This is a genomic window from Pedobacter nutrimenti (assembly GCF_032678445.1).
Classification (GTDB): Bacteria; Bacteroidota; Bacteroidia; order Sphingobacteriales; family Sphingobacteriaceae; genus Pedobacter; species Pedobacter nutrimenti_A.
In genome coordinates this window covers 24,711-41,795 of the sequence record NZ_JAVTSQ010000021.1, presented here as the reverse complement: position 1 = coordinate 41,795, position 17,085 = coordinate 24,711, and the positions used below count along the sequence as shown (strand labels likewise).

The window sequence follows — 17,085 nt, the reverse complement described above, 5'->3', positions numbered from 1 at the left end:
AATTAAACAATGAAAACAAAATTCCTCTATATATTTCTTGCTGCAGCTGCTTTAACAGGCTGTAAAAAAGATCTTTTAAACACCGCTCCACTGGATGTGTACAGTAACAGTTCCCTATGGACGTCTAAAAATGATGCTATGGCTGCCTTAACCGGTTGTTATAGCGGATGGGAATATGGTGATGATGTCATTTATGACGACTGTATATCTGATAATGGGATTGATCAGTTTCCCTGGGAAAACTATGAAACCTTTGCATCAGGTCTGGCCTCTGCTTCCAACCCTGGCGTCAATAAGTACGATTATAAAACCATTCAAAAATGCAACTGGTTTTTAGCCAATGTAGACAAGGTACCGGCAACAGCTCTGGATGCGAACCTCAGACTACGGATGAAAGGGGAAGCCCGGTTTTTAAGGGCCTACAAATATTTTGTAATGAGCCAGGTGTATGGTGATGTTCCGTTGGTTGTGCAGAGCCTTAGCATAGATGAATCAAAGACACTTAAACGTACAGAAAAGGCAGCAGTAGTTGATTTTGTTTTGAAAGAACTGGCTGAGATTGCGCCTGCATTACCTGTGAGTTATGCCAGTGGCGATATTGGTCGGATTACCCGTGGTGCAGCTTTAGGTTTAAAGGCAAGGGTGGAATTATTTAATTCTAAATATACAGATTGTATCACGACCTGTCAGCAATTAATGACAGCACCATTTACTTATGGGCTGTATAATGATTATGAAGGACTGTTCCGTCCGCAAAATTCGGGTAACAAAGAGGTGATTCTGGATGTTCAATACCTTATTAACACCAATAGTTTTGCTACACTGGGAAATATGACGATCAGTTCTCAGGGTGGCTGGAGTTCTATGGCACCTACGCAGTCGTTGGTGGATGCCTATGAAACCAAGAATGGGATGCTCATTCAGAATGATCCTTCTTATAATCCGCTTCAACCTTACCAGAACAGAGATCCCCGCTTAGATGCTTCTGTTATTCGTCCGGGTTTGAAGTATATGGATGCTTATTTTGATCCATTGTCAAAAAGTTCTCCGGATTTGGTTGGAGGTAACAATGCTTCTCCAACTGGATATAATTTTAAAAAATACCTGGCCAACCTTGATGACTATAATAATACAGCATATGGTGTTGATATTTGGAATACGGGTGGAAGTATTATTGTAATGCGTTATGCCGAGATTTTGCTGACTTATGCGGAAGCCAAAATTGAAGCCAATCAAATTGATGCCTCTGTTTATACAGCGATTAACCAGATCAGACAAAGACCAACAGTAAATATGCCTGCTGCGACAGTTGCAGTTTATCCTGATCAATCTTCGTTACGTACATTGGTCCGTCGTGAAAGAAGGGTAGAATTATCTGGTGAAGGTTTGCGCTGGTATGATATTCAACGCTGGAAAATTGGTTCAACTGCATTGAATGGTGAGGTAAAAGGATGTTTAACCGGATCAGTTGATCCTTCAAATGGTCATCTTACACTGAACCCGAATTCAAATGTGGTTGCAGGAACAAGGACATTTCAAGATAAATTTTATCTATGGCCTATTCCTCAAAAGGAAAGAGACATTAATTCGGGATTAACACAAAACGCTGGATATTAAATGTACAAGGACTTCGTTTGATGAAATCTTTGAAAATTGGCACGGGGGTATTAAGTTACCCCCGTGTTTTTAAATTATAACCATAAGATGTTAACAAGAACATTGTTTGCAATCTTGAGTGAAGATTTTATCTTTTTTGGTGGAATATCTTGTTTAAAGGGGGAACTCATTTAAAATAGTTGTTTTTTTGGAATACTTATATATAACCAAGATGTTAAAAAGAACATTGCTTAACTTCTTCATTCTATCAGGAATGCTTTTCGTTCTATTGCCTATGACAACGAAAGTGTGGGCCTTGGATAAAAGAAAGCAGGTTTCAAAGGAATATCATGTTGCGGCTAACGGTAACAATAGCAATAGCGGTAGTATTTCAAAGCCGTTTAGAACAATAATGGCGGCTGCAAAAGTGGCGATGTCCGGAGATGTCATTACCGTACATACGGGTGTTTACAGGGAGCGGATTAGTCCTCCACGTGGTGGTCATTCAGAGAAGGAACGGATTTGGTACAGGGCTGCCAAAGGTGAAAAAGTTGAACTAAAGGGATCTGAAATCATCAAAGGGTGGAAAAAATCAAATGCATCTACATGGATGGTTACCATACCTAATCATTTCTTTGGGAAATTCAACCCCTATTGCGATACCATCCATGGCGATTGGCTGGAAAAAGGGAAGTGGTGCCATACCGGTGAAGTGTACTTAGGTGGGAAACCTTTGACAGAAGCCAGGGATATTCAGCAATTATACTCTACGAACACTGAAGCTCCACTTTGGTATTGCAAAGTAGACGAAAAGAATACGACGATCTGGGCTAATTTTTTTAATGCAGATCCGAATAAGCAAATGGTGGAGATCAATGTTCGTCAATCTGTATTCTATCCATCGCAGCCAGGAATAAATTATATTAGGGTTTCGGGTTTTGTGATGAGTCAGGCAGCAACGCCATGGGCGCCTCCTACGGCCGAGCAGATTGGCTTGATTGGTACACATTGGAGTAAGGGATGGGTAATTGAAAATAACCAGATCAGCTATTCAAAATGTGTAGGTATTACACTTGGTAAATATGGAGATGAGTGGGATAATAAGTCTGAATCGGTGGCGGGCTTCGTTAAAACAACAGAGCGGGCACTTGATCATTCATGGGATAAAGAACATATTGGAAGCCATTTGGTTAGAAACAACCAGATCAGCTATTGCGGACAGGCGGGTATTGCAGGCAGTCTGGGGGCAATTTTCAGCACTATTTCCAGAAATTCTATTCATGATATTGCCGGACAAAAGTTATTCTGGGGCTATGAAATGGCTGGGATAAAGTTGCATGCGGCTGTTGATGTAGAGATCAGCAACAACCATATATACCGTACAGAGGGTGGAATATGGTTGGACTGGATGGCGCAGGGAACCCGCGTGTCAAAAAACTTTTTGCACGACAATCGTGTACAGGATTTTTCTTTGGAAGTAGATCATGGACCAGTATTGGTAGATAATAATTTATTTCTTTCGCCAGAGCAGGCACAGGTGAGGTTGTCGCAGGGTGTTGCGTTTGTACACAATCTTATTGCTTGGCAGCTCTGGGAAACAAAAGATGTTGATCAACGGCCAACTCCCTTTCTAAAACCACATTCAACTGCTATTGCCGGTTTTCATGATAATCCCTGCGGCGATACCCGGTTTTATAATAATGTGTTTTTAGGAAGAACAGATTTGTCGCCTTACAATAATGCGGCATTACCCGTGCAAATGGAAGGGAATGTATATTTGATGGATGCCAAACCTTCAAAACATGAACAGCAGGCAGTATTGCTACCCGGATATCATCCAAACCCTCAACTGGAAGAAAAAAATGGGGAATGGTTTCTTACTGTTCATCTGGAAAAATCATGGTCGGAAAAAACACATCCGAAACTGATTCATGGTGAATTGCTTGGAACGGCCATCATTCCTAAGCAATCATTTGAAGACAGTCATGGTCGCAGCCTTGTTTTTAATACGGATTATTTAGGAATGGAAAGAAATACGGAGCGGCCAAGTGCCGGGCCTTTTGAAATAAAAAACAGTGGGCAGCAAAAAATAAAGGTTTGGATGAATTAATTTTAATGCATCTGGAAAAAAACGATTTAAAGATATATGATTAAAAAAACGATTCTCCTTTTTGTATTCGCTTTTTGTGTACAAAGAACCTCGCTTATGGCGCAAACTCCATTTGTGTCCAAGGGATGGACAGCAGATCAGGGCAATGGGCATTATAAAAATCCTCTGCTCTGGGGCGATTGGCCAGATCCGGATGTGATCCGTGTAGGCGATACTTTTTATTTTGTTTCTACGAGTATGCACTATGTACCGGGTTGCCCTGTTCTGAAATCGAAAGACCTGGTGAACTGGGAAATGGCCGGATATGCTGTAGATAAATATACGGAAGATCCCCGTTATAATTTGCAGGGTGGCGATCGATATCTCAGAGGCTCCTGGGCAGCAACTATCCGGCATCATAACGGATTATTCTATGTGGGCTTTTGTACACCAAACTGGGATAAAGAGAAAGGCAATTTTTCGATCTGCACAGCGAAAGACATCAAAGGTCCGTGGAAAAGAACAATTTTTCCTGAATATTTATATGATCCAGGCTTGTTTTTTGATGATGATGGTAAGGTGTATGTGGCACATGGGCAGCAAAAGCTTTATATCACTGAATTGAATGCTGATGCCCGATCGGTGAAAACGCCGCAAAGGGAAATTTATAACAATCGGGATTACCCTTATCTGGAAGGATCTCATGTATACAAAATCAATGGAAAATATTATATCCTGGGCTCTACCGGAGGTACAACAGGGAGACAGGTTTGTTTGCGATCGGATAATATTTATGGACCTTATGAATCTAAGGTAGTGATTAACGACGACCATACTTATCCTGGCAATGGTTTGCATCAGGGAGGTATGGTACAACTTAAAGACGGTTCCTGGTGGTTCATTATTATGCAGGACCGTGGAGCGATTGGACGTACTCCGAATCTGGAACCTGTTACCTGGGTAGATGGATGGCCCATGTTGGGCCTGGATGGAAAAGGAGTAGAAACTTATAGAAAGCCCGATGTTGGCCAGATTTATCCGCCTGCTGTTCCCGCTACTTCCGATGAGTTCAATACCTCTTTACTTGGTTTGCAATGGCAGTGGAACCATAATCCCGCTGATGACCAATGGTCGTTAAAGGAAAGAAAAGGATATATGCGTTTACATGCCTTGCTGGCAAAAGAACTCACCACTGCGCGTAATACCCTTACGCAAAGGGTACAAGGGCCCGTTTCGGAAGGTGTCGTGGAGATGGAGGTGTCTGGACTGAAAGAGGGAAATGTTGCTGGTTTTGGTGTTTTTCAATCTCCCTATGCTTATATCGCCGTTCGAAAAAGAGGAAATGGAAAGACTTTGCTGATGGTAAACAATGGTAAAGTGATCGACAGTATCCTGAATTTCCGTCCTGATAAAATATGGTTAAAGGCAAATGTTACGCATCTTGGTTTCACCGCTTCATTTGCTTACAGTGTGGATGGAAAAAAATTTATTCCCTTTGGCAACCAGCTGAGCATGGGCTTAGGTTTGGATTGGACAGCCAACCGATTTGCATTGTTCAATTATAGTACCCAAAAAGAAGGTAGCGGTGGTTATGCTGATTTCAATTGGTTCCGTTTCAAAGGAGAAGACGTTAACCTGAATAGTCAAAAGGTAACTTATAATGGCAATAGTCTTAAAATTGATGGTAAAGAAACTTTTGTGTATAGTGCAGCATTCCATTATTTCAGGTGCCCTAAAGAATTATGGAGAGACCGGTTTAAGAAAATAAAAGCGGCAGGTTTTAATACCGTTGAGACTTATATTCCCTGGAACTGGCATGAACGGAATATGCCTAAAAACATTAATGATTATTCACAAATAGATTTTTCTGATTTGCAGGAGTGGCTGCACATGGCTCAATACGAATTTGGATTGTATACCATTGTGCGTCCTGGCCCTTTTATTTGTGCAGAATGGGCAGGTGGGGGCTATCCCCGCTGGCTGGCGAAGTTCAGACCTGAGGGGCTAAAAGACTTTTGGCTGAGAAGCAATGATCCCGAACATGTAAAGTGGAGCCTTCATTGGTACAAAGCCGTGAATAAGTTCATCGCCGATGAACAAATTACCTCCAAGCAAAAGGGCGAAAAGGGGATCATCCTGGTTCAGATAGAAAATGAATATGATGCAGATGAAAGCAAGAACAAGACGGCTTTTTTACAGTCTTTATATGGTTCTGTTAAAGGCGCAGGTGTAACCGTTCCTGTATTTACCTGCCTTACCGAACAATGCAGAGCAAGTAAGGACGGTTTGCTGTCGCAAGTTTTTGACTGTGATAATTACTATGTGGGTTTAAATGATGCGCTTAGTTGTGCCAAACGCATGAGCGATTTAAAACACAAGCAGCCCAACGCACCTGGTTTTGTAACCGAATTGCAGGGGGGCTGGTTTTCTACCGTGGCCGGACGTTTAGGCGAAGACCATGAATCTAATGATAAACATTTTTATGCGATAGGAATGATGTCTATTTTGGGCGGTGCTACGGGCCTGAATTATTACATGTTTTATGGAGGTACTCATTTTGATGGATGGGGAGCAAGAGGTCAAACAACAAGCTACGACTATAATGCAGCGATTAGGGAAAATGGTTCACTATCAAAAAAATATGATGCCGCTAGCAATATTGGAGCTTTTATTAAGAAATATGAACATCAGCTGATTCATTCTAAGGGTGGAATTTGCGCTTTTGAAAAAGCCGCAGGTGAATTGGTAGGTGGGGTTCGTATTGCAGAAGATGGGACCAAATTTGTTTTTCTTCATAACAGTTCGGAAAAGAAGAAACTGGCAGGAACTGCAATGGTTAAACCTGGTGTCGATGCTGCAATAACCACACCCATTTACAATGTAAATCAGAACGAAGAAAAAGTTTTGATCACCGCTGATTCCAACAGGAAAAACGAATTGTTCTCGGAACCTTCATTTGAAATAAAATATGAGCTGGATTCTTTGGAGACAAAAGTACTGGTCATTCCTCCCAAAGCCAGTGCCAGTAAAGGTTTATGGTGGAGCATGCGGGGGGATTTAAATCAACAGCCAAAGGCACAGAAACCTAAAGTGCATATTCCAATAAAGAAAGTGCTGGCTTTCGATGAGGATTTTGATGCAAAATGGAAAGTATTAAAGCCAAATGTTTCCTTACCTGAATTGGAGGTGAATGATTCCAGATATGTTCTCTATCGTTCACAAGATTCATTGACGCAACAAGAAGCCAGCCGTTTTTCGAAATTGTTGTTCAACACGTATTCAAGAGATGTATTGAACGTTCAGGTAAATGGCAAAATGGCCACCCGCCTGTATCCTACGGATAAATATGCTGCGGTGGTTAGCAGAAACGTAAACAAGTCCTTTGCCCGGATTAAAGACAATGAATATGATAATATTTTCGATATCGCCGGATTATTGCATGCGGGTGAGAACGAGATCATCGTGGTGTATGAAAACATAGGCCACGAGCATGGTTATTATCCGATGGAAGAATTGAGCGGCATTAAAACGGCCGGCTTTTCTGATGCCACAACAGAGATACAAAAAGTGCTGAAATGGAAGGTTGCAACCAATCTGGCTGGCGTTGATCATGGTTTTATGAAGCCAGGTTTTGTAGCAGACGGATGGAAGGAAGTGCAACTGGATACCAGTTTTTCTATTCCAAGAAAAGGAAATGGGATACAGCCCCAGGGAAAGCAAACTGCTTTGTTTACCTGGTACAGGGCAGAATTTGAGTTTCCTGAAAATGTCGATCCGGCAACCACCTGGCGGCTTCTGATTAATGCTTCTGGTAATGGTTATATGTACCTGAATGGACACAATATTGGAAGACATTGGGAGGCAGGTCCTCAACGCGAATTTTATCTGCCTGAATGCTGGTTGAATTTTGGAAAGGGTAAAAAGAACGTGATCACGATTGGACTGCGTCAAACCATGAATGGAGCCGTAATTAGAGGCATGGAAGTAACAGCATATTGACAGCCAAGGTAGTACATGATTGCTTTAAAATAATGAACGTCAAATCAATAATTATATTCTGATGAAAAAAAGTATACTATTTGCTTTTACTTTATTTACAGTGGCAAATGTATTTGCCCAGAAATCGCAAAACGAACAGCCTTCTGCAGATTTAACAAAACAATCCATTAATAAAGTAATGAGCCTTGTTGTAAATTGGCAAATGATGGAAACGCAGGGAAAGGAAACCGCTGATTGGACCTATGCTGCGCTTTATACAGGGATGGTTGAATATGCAAAGACGACCAACGATACAACATGTTTCCATTGGCTTAAATCGGTAGGTTCGAAATTAAATTGGGCGCAAAAACTTGAAGCAGATCCGAGTTTGAGATATCACGCCGATGATTATGCTGTTGGAATGATGTATGCCGAAATGTTTCGTGTTTTTAAAACTAAAAACATGTACCGTCCGATGGAACGCTATTTTGATTTTATTTTGAAACATCCTTCAAAACGAAATCTGAAACATACTTTCGAACCGGGTAATTATTGTACCGAGCGCTGGAGTTGGTGTGATGCCTTGTTTATGGGGCCTACCGTATGGGCAAAGATGGCCAACATTACGGGTAACGAGGCGTACTTGAAATTTATGGATAAGGAATACCGGTTTACTTATAAATATCTTTATAGTAAGGAAAATCATTTGTTTTTTAGGGACGATTCCTTTTTTGATAAGAAAGAAGAGAATGGTCAACCCGTATTTTGGGGACGAGGAAACGGTTGGGTTTTAGCTGGATTGCCTATTATTATTAATGAGCTTCCTGCCAATTTCAAAAACAAGAAATTCTACGAAACCCTATTTGTAGAAATGGCAGAAAAAATAGCTGGTCTGCAAGACGAAAAGGGCTATTGGCATGCAAGTTTGTTAGATCCGAACAGCTATCCAAATCCAGAAATGAGTTGTACTGGTTTTTATACTTACGCTTTAGCATGGGGGATCAATCATGGTTATTTAGATAAGGCAAAATATCAACCTATAGTTGAAAAAGGATGGCATTCGATGGTGAAATCAGTGTTTCCCAACGGTAAATTGGGCTGGGTGCAACCTGTAGGTGCTGATCCGCAGAAAGTAACTGAAGATATGACTGCACCTTATGGGATAGGCGCATTTTTATTGGCAGGTACAGAGCTCGTTAAGTTAGTTGGCAATAAATAGTAATTTTTAAACTCTTTTATATCTCATGCAAATGAAATCATATATTCTCCTGGCTTTTTTAGCATTTACTTCGATATCATATGCTCAAAGTCCAAATATACAGCCGAATAATTTAGTAAATAAAAATGTTCAAAAAGTTATGGACTGTAAACTTTCTGATCCTAAACTATATGAGAAAGAAGAAGCGCGTATATACAGATTAATTGAAGGGCAGGTTCATTATTTGCGTGGATTAATCCATCCGTGGAAAAACGATTCATCCATGTTACTCATTACAGAAAGTAAATCATGGGAGCATTACATCAGGCCTAATGCTACTTTTGCAGCTGATTTAGCATTTCTGTATCGTTTTGGAGATTTTGATGAAGGAGTTGTAGGAACGTCGCGTGAGTTAATGTTATCTAAAGAACTGATTCCTTTGCTGCGGTATTTGGTGCGGACGCATAAAACGGGTGATCTTAAAACAGATGACGGTAAATCGTGGGGAGATGCATGGCAATCGGCACATTGGACAGCCGATTTAGGCAATGCAGCCTGGTGGAGCTGGAAAGCTTTACCGCCTGATGTAAAGGAGGGTGTTCGCCATGTTGTAGCGCATGAAGCAGATAGAATTGAGCGGACTATTCCGCCGCATCAGGTTAAATTAGATAGCAAATCTGAAGAAAATGCCTGGGATAGCCAGGTTCTTTCGGCGGCCCTTTTGCTGATGCCTGATGATCCTCGTTGTGCAAAATGGGATTTAGCCGTAAAAAGGTGGAGTCTTTCCTCGTACTTACGTCCTGCTGATGCTGCTTCGGAAAAGCTTGTTGACAATGTTCCCATTTCCAAACAATTTACGGGCCCCAATATCCACGATGATTTTAGTCTGGAGAATCATGATATTGTTCATCCGGATTATATGGGAGCCTGGATAATGAATGCAGGCAATGATCTGGATTATCTTTTAACAGGCCGAAAAACATCTGAAACTTTTTTATATAACCTCAGCGATATATATACTTTGCAAAAAAGATTTCTTTTGCCCGATGGGGGGTATTGTTACCCGAATGGTCAGGATTGGGCTCTTTTTAGAAATGCAGACTGGATGCCGTGTCATGCAACTGCTCTGGCTCGATTTAATGATTCGGAAGCATTGTATTATTTACATAATGCCATTGAAACTGCAGAGAAAATGCAGGCGCGCAATTCAGATGGTGCAATTTATGCGCCGGGCGAAAATTATTTCCCATCTGCACAACCACATTTGGCATATTGGATGACACAGGCTTGGTTGATTTTGCATTTTGCTGAAAAGGAATTGAAAGAAGCTACTCCCGTAGCTGGATTAAATTATCTTCAGGAGGGAAAAATAATCTTACATCGGGACAGTAAAGCAATTCAAACTGTTTCATGGGGAGAAAAGGTAATGATGCAGATGATGCCATTGGCGAAAGATCATATTGTTTCTCCTGATCAAAGAAATGGCATTGGCAGAGTAGTTGTAAAAAGCTCAATAGATAAAGACTCCATACTTGCTGTCACTGTAAAGAATATTGAGGTAAAACCAAATAACGATGGTTTCCTTGTGAAAATGACGCTTAATCATGGTAATTTAATTCAAAGCAATATCATCTGCGAAACGCATACCGATGGAAGTTTTACCATAAGCGAAGAGCTTAAGGCACTAAAACCATGCAGTACAAATGCAATTGAAACACTAACATTTGGCATTCTAAACAATCCGAATTGGGTATACGAATCAGGTAAAAGAAATTTGATGATTGGTCATGGATCCTTTGTGGCAAAAGCGGCAAGTGGTTTAGAGTATACAGGCACTGCAGCAACTGCATCTATAGACAATTTACTTTTTAAAATGAATAAACCATCTGCAATTATGTATAAAGTTGCACAACAAATAGATCGTTCACGTTTTACGGACATGTTAATATTAAATTCAATTCCAAAGAAACATGAATGGAAACAGGATGAAGTTATATCAGAACGTCAGTTAACCGTTACGGTACAAGTAAAATAATTCAGTAAGCTTTGTTCATTTATCAAATTTTAAATTTTTATTTATTCAATTAGATTATGAGATCAAAATTCTATCTGGCATGCATACTGATGATTGCACAGAGTTTCCATTTGTTTTCGCAACAAATTAATCCATATCCATCTAAAAGTGAGATTTATAAGAAGGGATGGATCGATTTTAATAAAAACAACAAGAAAGATCTTTATGAAGATCCGGCTCAGCCGATAGAAAAGCGGATTAACAATTTGCTTTCTCAAATGACACTGGAAGAAAAATCTTGTCAGCTGGCTACTTATTATGGGCATGGAAAAGTGCTCAAAGACAGCTTACCCACTGCTGCCTGGCAACAGTTAATTTTGAAAGATGGAATTGCCAATATCGATGAACATATCAACAATACCCCGCGTATAAAGGAAAATGAAACGCCCTTTAATAATGCGGTGGCAATGAAAGAAACCCAGCGTTTTTTTGTGGAATATACCCGCCTGGGTATTCCCGTAGACTTTACCAATGAAGGTATTCGCGGATTGTGCGCCAGGCATGCAACCAGTTTCCCGTCAATGAATGCGCTGGGCTGTACCTGGGATAAAGAACTTGCGCTGTTAGAAGGAAAAGTAGAAGGAAAAGAAGCCCGTGTATTGGGTTATACCAATGTATATGCGCCTATTTTGGATGTGGTCAGGGATCAGCGCTGGGGAAGATGGGAGGGCTGTCTCGGTGAAGATCCCTTTCTCGTAGCCCGTATGGGTGTAGCTATGGCAAAAGGTATTCAGTCTGAGCATGTGGTTTCTACGCCTAAACATTTTGTTGGCTATGGGGATACGAAAGGTGCACGGCAATGGGATGCCCGTACCGATCCGCACATCACACCATCGGAAATGTATTATATCCATGAATACCCTTTTCGGAAAGTATTTCAGGAAGCGGGTGCATTGGGTGTAATGAGCTCCTACAATGATTACAATGGTGTGCCTATGGCGGGTAACTATTTTTACCTGACAACAAAACTTAGACAGGAGATGGGATTTAAAGGATATGTTGTTTCTGACAGTTATTCTATTGAAAGGCTTTCTGATATTCATAAAGTGGCCGCTGATCATAAAGAGGCCTGCCTCCTTGCGCTTAAAGCCGGTTTAAACGTCAGGACTGATTTTGATAAACCAGATGAATACATTGAGAATGTGAGGAGCCTGGTGAAGGAAGGAAAGATCTCTATTCAGCGAATTGATGAACTGGTGCGTAATGTCCTGTACGTCAAATTCTGGCTCGGATTGTTTGATCAGCCTTATACGAGTAATCCGGAAGAGGCAGAAAAAATTGTTGCGGGAAAGGAGCATTTAGATATAGCATTGCGCGCATCAAGAGAATGCCTGGTTTTATTGAAAAATGACAACAGCGTACTTCCTTTAAAGAATAATTATAAGAAAATTGCGCTGATTGGTCCAAATGCAAATAGTAATGCTTATGTGCCAACGCATTATGGCCCTATGGACTACAGCTTTACCAGTGTGTATGATGGATTGAAAAATGTCTATAAAAATGATCCTGTGGAAATTAAATATGCCAAAGGAATAGACCTGGTTTCTAAAGGCTGGCCAGAAAATGAACTTATACCGGATACTTTATCGGCCAACGAGAAAAAGTCTATAAAAGAGGCTGTGGATATCGCTTCGCAAAGTGATGCAGTAGTTGTTGTATTAGGGGATGGGAACAGTACCTCGGGAGAAAGCCGTACCCGGAGCAGTCTGGATTTGCCGGGGCACCAGGAACAATTGCTGGAAGCGCTTGTGAAAACAAATAAACCCGTGATTTTGGTTTTGGTATGGGGCAGACCTGCGACGATCAACTTTGCGAACAAATATTGTAAAGCGATTCTGAGTGCTCCTTATCCAGGGGCCCAGGGGGGAACGGCTATTGCCGAAGCCTTGAAAGGGAATTACAATCCTGGTGGAAAACTCAATGGGACATGGGTGAAAACTGTTGGTCAGCTGCCCTTTAATGTTCCAACAAAACCACATGCCAACTGGGAACCGATGAACAATTATTCTATTGCGAATAAAGGCCTTTTGTATTGCTTTGGTTATGGCTTATCTTACACCAAATTTGCCTACGACAGTATTACGGTTGACAGTGTAAACACCAAAACGGGCAATATTTTGGTGGGCTGTAAAATAACCAATACAGGATCAGTAGCTGGAGACGAAATCGTGCAATTATATGTTAATGACGTGATCAGTTCCACGACGACTTATGAAAAACAATTACGTGGCTTTGACCGTGTTCATCTGAATCCTGGTGAATCGAAATGGGTACAATTTAAGATTGTTCCTGATGACCTGGTCTTGATCAATGCAGAGCATAAAGTTGTGCTCGAGCCCGGAGAATTTAAACTGATGATTGGGGCATCGTATGAGGACATCAGGTTACAGAAAAGCTTCTTTGTTACTGGTAAGTTTCCTCAAAGATCAATAGAAAGGAAGGAGAAAGCGCCTGTGAAAAAATCAAAAATGATGCGGGATACAGATGCCTAGCAATAAGCAAAATTCAAATAGAAAGCAGAAACATATTAAGACACATCTTGTTTATTGATCAAAATAGTAGAGCTTAGGGGGCATATAAGGTGAATATGCTCCCTAAGCTCTACTTACCGAATGATTAGAGACTTTCCTGGACTGCTATGGGCCTGGAACGCATATAGAACGCCAGTCCGCCAAAGGCCAGGATCAATACCACAGGAATGATTAATGTGGCCTGTAGAATCTCCGGGCCAGCCAGGTTTTTTGCATGGGCAAGTGCTTGGGCAGAAGCGGAATTCTCCGGAGCTTTTAAATACATATCCAAATCCTTTCCTGAAGGTAAATGTTTTACAATTAGACGGTCATAAAAACTACCCATAAATATGGTGTAAACAGAAACAGCAAACATGCCTGCTCCACCCATCAGATTCAAACCTAATGCTCCGGATTTAGGAATATTCTCGGCTACAAAGCCAATCATGGTAGGCCAGAAATAACAAACACCTATACCAAAAATGATCGCGGCAAAGAAAATTGAATTTCCGGTGAAGGTGCTTAGCATGTAAAGTCCAGCTGCAGCAAATATTGCAGATAGCAGTAATACACCCTGTGGGGCTAAGCGGTGCACAACCGGCTCGGCAAAACCACGTCCGATCACCATAATGCCCGTGGTAAGGGTGAGCAACAAAATGGCATTATCTGTTACATTTTTAAGCAATAGACCAATCCATTGACCAGTAAACAATTCTGTAATGGCCGTGCCAAACATGCAGATGAACATAAAAATAAACAATGGAGAAAGTACGGCTTTATACATATCCTTATTCGAATAGCCAGAAGATACTCTTTCTGTAACCGGGAAATCCAATTTGGAAAACATGTATCCATAAATTAAAGTAGGAATAAGCATCATAGCTACCTGTACCTTCCAGCCCAGGCCAATCTGAACAAAAAGGGCAACCAGTAATGTGCCGATAACAATACCTCCCGGAAACCATAAATGGAAATGATTTAAACGGGTAGTTTTGTTGTCTGGATATAAGGTAGCCACCAGTGGATTGCAGGTTGCCTCTACCAAACCGTTGGCAATGCCGATGAGGAGGGTAGAGAAAAATAAGGTCCAGTAACCCTGTGCAAAAATGGTGAATACAATTCCAAAGAAGTGAAATATAAAGGCCATGACCAGCAGCCTTTTCATTCCAATGATATCGACAATAAATCCTCCGATCACAATGGCGAGTGGAAATCCCCAGAAGGCAGTGGCTGTAATGGTACCCAGTTGGGTTGCGCTCAGATGAAAATCGATCCCGAGTTGGTTCATCATTCCGGCACGGATGCCGAAAGAAAGGGAAGTGACGAGCAGGGCCAGGCAACTTGCACGGAATAGTTTGTTCTTTTGCATGTTTAGCATATGTTTAGGTTTATATTGGTTTTAGCATTGGATTATTTTTTTATGGTTTCCAATTCTTTTTGAGTCCAGGATTTGGTCCTTCCAGTCGTTTCCTTCCTTACTTTTTTAACGTCTGACGGTTTTACGGCCCGAGCTTTATTTCCGATATCATTCCGGATATAGCTCAATACTGAAGCGATGTAATCATCATCGTTTGCACCAAGTGAAGGCATTACATCAGGATAGCTTTTTCCATTTATAGGTCCAGATAGTCCATGAAGGAGGATTCTAATCAATTTCTCCGGATCTCCGGTAACATCAGAAGAATTGGCCAGAGGAGGGGCAATCATATTTTTTCCACCAATTGCCACACCTTTTCCGTCGGCACCGTGGCAGGTAGCGCACAGCTGTTTAAAGATAAGTGAACCCTGTTTAACCAGCTTCTTATCGGCCTCGCTCAATAACTCCTCACTTTTCTTAGAGGAAGCTCTGGCATCCAGACTACTTTGGTATCTGTTTTGCGACGCTGTCAATGCCGGATCATTCGGATTTTTAAGGAGTAGTTCTTTAATCATAGCCTGTGCTTGTTCCGAGCTGCTGAACCTCAGTGTTAAGGCAAGTTGAAAACGTACATCAGCACTTGGATCATTAATGATTGGCTTCATTGCACTAATTAGTGACTCATCTCCTTTAAGGATCCTTTCCTCGCTCGCCCAGATGGTTGTTTTGCGTATTTCAGGATCTTTGTCTTTCAGAACGCTAAGAATGGTTTCATCATCCAGGGATTTTAATCCATTTAATGTCCATAGCGCATGAATGCGGCCGAGTTGCGATAAGTTGGTATTCAGAACCATTGTTTTTAGTACAGGGACAACGGATTTATCACCATGAAGTACAATAAGTTTCTGGGCATTATCTCGCCACCAACCATTGGCATGACTTAAATAAGGAATTAACTGGCTGGATGACATGTTCAGCATTCCTGGTTTGGTTCTATCTGGTTTTATCCCATCATATACCACCCGGTAAATTCTTCCTCGTCCAATGTTCTTGTCCAGTTTCTTTTCTTCAATTTGCTTACGCAGATAAGCCCCTTTTCTTGTCCAATTGCTTTCCTGGATAATACCCCGGTACATATCTAAGATATATAAACAGCCATCCGGACCTGTTGCTGTATTTACGGGCCTGAAATTCATATCGGTAGAAGCCATAAATTCTTCTTTATCGTAGGCGTTTTTCAGCGTTATTTTCCCTTCGGTATCGGTTAATTTTGCCCGCCTGATCAGCCTGCCTACAGGTTCACAGATAAATAGATCACCAATGGCATCCGGAGGCAATGAATTTCCCCTGAATATCGACTGCCCGCAGGACGCGGTAAAATGGTTTAAGGTACTGTCTGCTCTAAGCCTACCTAGTCCCCCCTGTACATCAGGGGTGGAGATAATTGGCCATACGGCTTGAAAATCCTCATTAAACTGATCGCTAAAATCGAACCTTCCATATGCAGGGTTTTGCTGAAAGGTATTTGCAGGTACTTCTCCTCCTGCGGAAGAAAAGAATAAACGGCCATAATTATCGTTTGTTAAACCCCACTGTCCGCCAGGTCCTTCATAAAGATCTTCTGATTTAATCATTCCATCTTCATAATAGTAACGCTTACCTTCTACTGTGACATAGAGCTTATTGTCAAGGTTCCAGATCAGTCCGCTTTTCTGGTGTTCCAGATTACTCGTGTTAATCTCATCATTTTTAAATACGATTTTCTTTTCATCAGCTATTCCGTCGCCATTGGTATCACGGTAACTGTAGATGTTATTGGAATTGGTTTCGTTCACCAGCAAACGGTCGTCCAGCGCCAGGATCATGCGAGGCAATACCAGGTTACTGATAAATACAACAGATTTATCCATTTTTCCGTCACCATTGGTATCTTCTAATCTTTTTACGGAGCAAACAGGTTTCATCTGCCCGTTGCCATCTGCGTCCTGCATATAGGTGTTCATTTCAGCAACGTACATTCTGCCATTTCCATCCCAGGCCATGGCTACGGGTTCATGAATCATAGGTTCTGCTGCAACGAGCTCCAGCCGGTAGCCTTTTGGCAGGTGTATGGTTTTAATGCTTTCTTTTGGGGAAAGATAGGCAGGAGAGGGATTTGTATTCACTATTATTTTGCCTTCGGCATCTCGTTTCAGGGTATTCTTGGAAACCTTGCAGGTATAAGCCAGTAAGGACAGTCCCATGATGGCCGGTATCCAGAGTTTATTTTGTCTCATTTTTTGA

General features: G+C 41.4%; 8 protein-coding genes. 6 read left to right on the top strand and 2 right to left on the bottom strand.

Annotated elements, in window-relative coordinates; genetic code table 11:
- Positions 1 to 9 precede the first annotated feature (9 nt).
- The 6 genes from R2S08_RS27345 (at position 10) to R2S08_RS27320 (ending at position 13,427) form a co-directional block, all read left to right on the top strand.
- On the top strand, positions 10 to 1,617 hold the full coding sequence (locus R2S08_RS27345) for a RagB/SusD family nutrient uptake outer membrane protein (protein WP_316838080.1): 1,608 nt from the start codon (positions 10 to 12) through the stop codon (positions 1,615 to 1,617).
- Positions 1,618 to 1,828: 211 nt separating this feature from the next.
- Positions 1,829 to 3,706 carry a right-handed parallel beta-helix repeat-containing protein gene (locus R2S08_RS27340; protein ID WP_316838079.1) on the top strand — a complete coding sequence of 626 codons (1,878 nt, stop codon included), beginning with the start codon at positions 1,829 to 1,831 and terminating at the stop codon, positions 3,704 to 3,706.
- A 96-nt stretch (positions 3,707 to 3,802) separates the two neighbouring features.
- Complete coding sequence (locus R2S08_RS27335; RefSeq protein WP_316838078.1) at positions 3,803 to 7,684, top strand: beta-galactosidase; 3,882 nt, start codon at positions 3,803 to 3,805, stop codon at positions 7,682 to 7,684.
- A 61-nt stretch (positions 7,685 to 7,745) separates the two neighbouring features.
- Positions 7,746 to 8,882 carry a glycoside hydrolase family 88 protein gene (locus R2S08_RS27330; RefSeq protein ID WP_316838077.1) on the top strand — a complete coding sequence of 379 codons (1,137 nt, stop codon included), beginning with the start codon at positions 7,746 to 7,748 and terminating at the stop codon, positions 8,880 to 8,882.
- A gap of 139 nt (positions 8,883 to 9,021) precedes the next feature.
- Complete coding sequence (locus R2S08_RS27325; RefSeq protein WP_316838076.1) at positions 9,022 to 10,896, top strand: hypothetical protein; 1,875 nt, start codon at positions 9,022 to 9,024, stop codon at positions 10,894 to 10,896.
- Between the two features lie 56 nt (positions 10,897 to 10,952).
- On the top strand, positions 10,953 to 13,427 hold the full coding sequence (locus tag R2S08_RS27320) for a glycoside hydrolase family 3 N-terminal domain-containing protein (RefSeq protein WP_316838075.1): 2,475 nt from the start codon (positions 10,953 to 10,955) through the stop codon (positions 13,425 to 13,427).
- A gap of 124 nt (positions 13,428 to 13,551) precedes the next feature.
- On the opposite strand, the gene R2S08_RS27315 is transcribed toward R2S08_RS27320, so the two are convergent.
- A complete protein-coding gene (locus tag R2S08_RS27315) occupies positions 13,552 to 14,814 on the bottom strand; it encodes an MFS transporter (RefSeq protein ID WP_316838074.1) in 1,263 nt (420 codons plus the stop codon).
- Positions 14,815 to 14,855: 41 nt separating this feature from the next.
- On the bottom strand, positions 14,856 to 17,078 hold the full coding sequence (locus tag R2S08_RS27310; RefSeq protein ID WP_316838073.1) for a HEAT repeat domain-containing protein: 2,223 nt from the start codon (positions 17,076 to 17,078) through the stop codon (positions 14,856 to 14,858).
- Positions 17,079 to 17,085: the final 7 nt, after the last annotated feature.

Excerpts from the sequence above, each read along its gene's own strand:
- R2S08_RS27340 (WP_316838079.1), top strand. The coding sequence starts at position 1,829 with ATGTTAAAAAGAACATTGCTTAACTTCTTCATTCTATCAGGAATGCTT.
- R2S08_RS27310 (WP_316838073.1), bottom strand. The coding sequence starts at position 17,078 with ATGAGACAAAATAAACTCTGGATACCGGCCATCATGGGACTGTCCTTA.
- R2S08_RS27345 (WP_316838080.1), top strand. The coding sequence starts at position 10 with ATGAAAACAAAATTCCTCTATATATTTCTTGCTGCAGCTGCTTTAACA.
- R2S08_RS27325 (WP_316838076.1), top strand. The coding sequence starts at position 9,022 with ATGGACTGTAAACTTTCTGATCCTAAACTATATGAGAAAGAAGAAGCG.
- R2S08_RS27335 (WP_316838078.1), top strand. The coding sequence starts at position 3,803 with ATGGCGCAAACTCCATTTGTGTCCAAGGGATGGACAGCAGATCAGGGC.
- R2S08_RS27320 (WP_316838075.1), top strand. The coding sequence starts at position 10,953 with ATGAGATCAAAATTCTATCTGGCATGCATACTGATGATTGCACAGAGT.
- R2S08_RS27330 (WP_316838077.1), top strand. The coding sequence starts at position 7,746 with ATGAAAAAAAGTATACTATTTGCTTTTACTTTATTTACAGTGGCAAAT.
- R2S08_RS27315 (WP_316838074.1), bottom strand. The coding sequence starts at position 14,814 with ATGCAAAAGAACAAACTATTCCGTGCAAGTTGCCTGGCCCTGCTCGTC.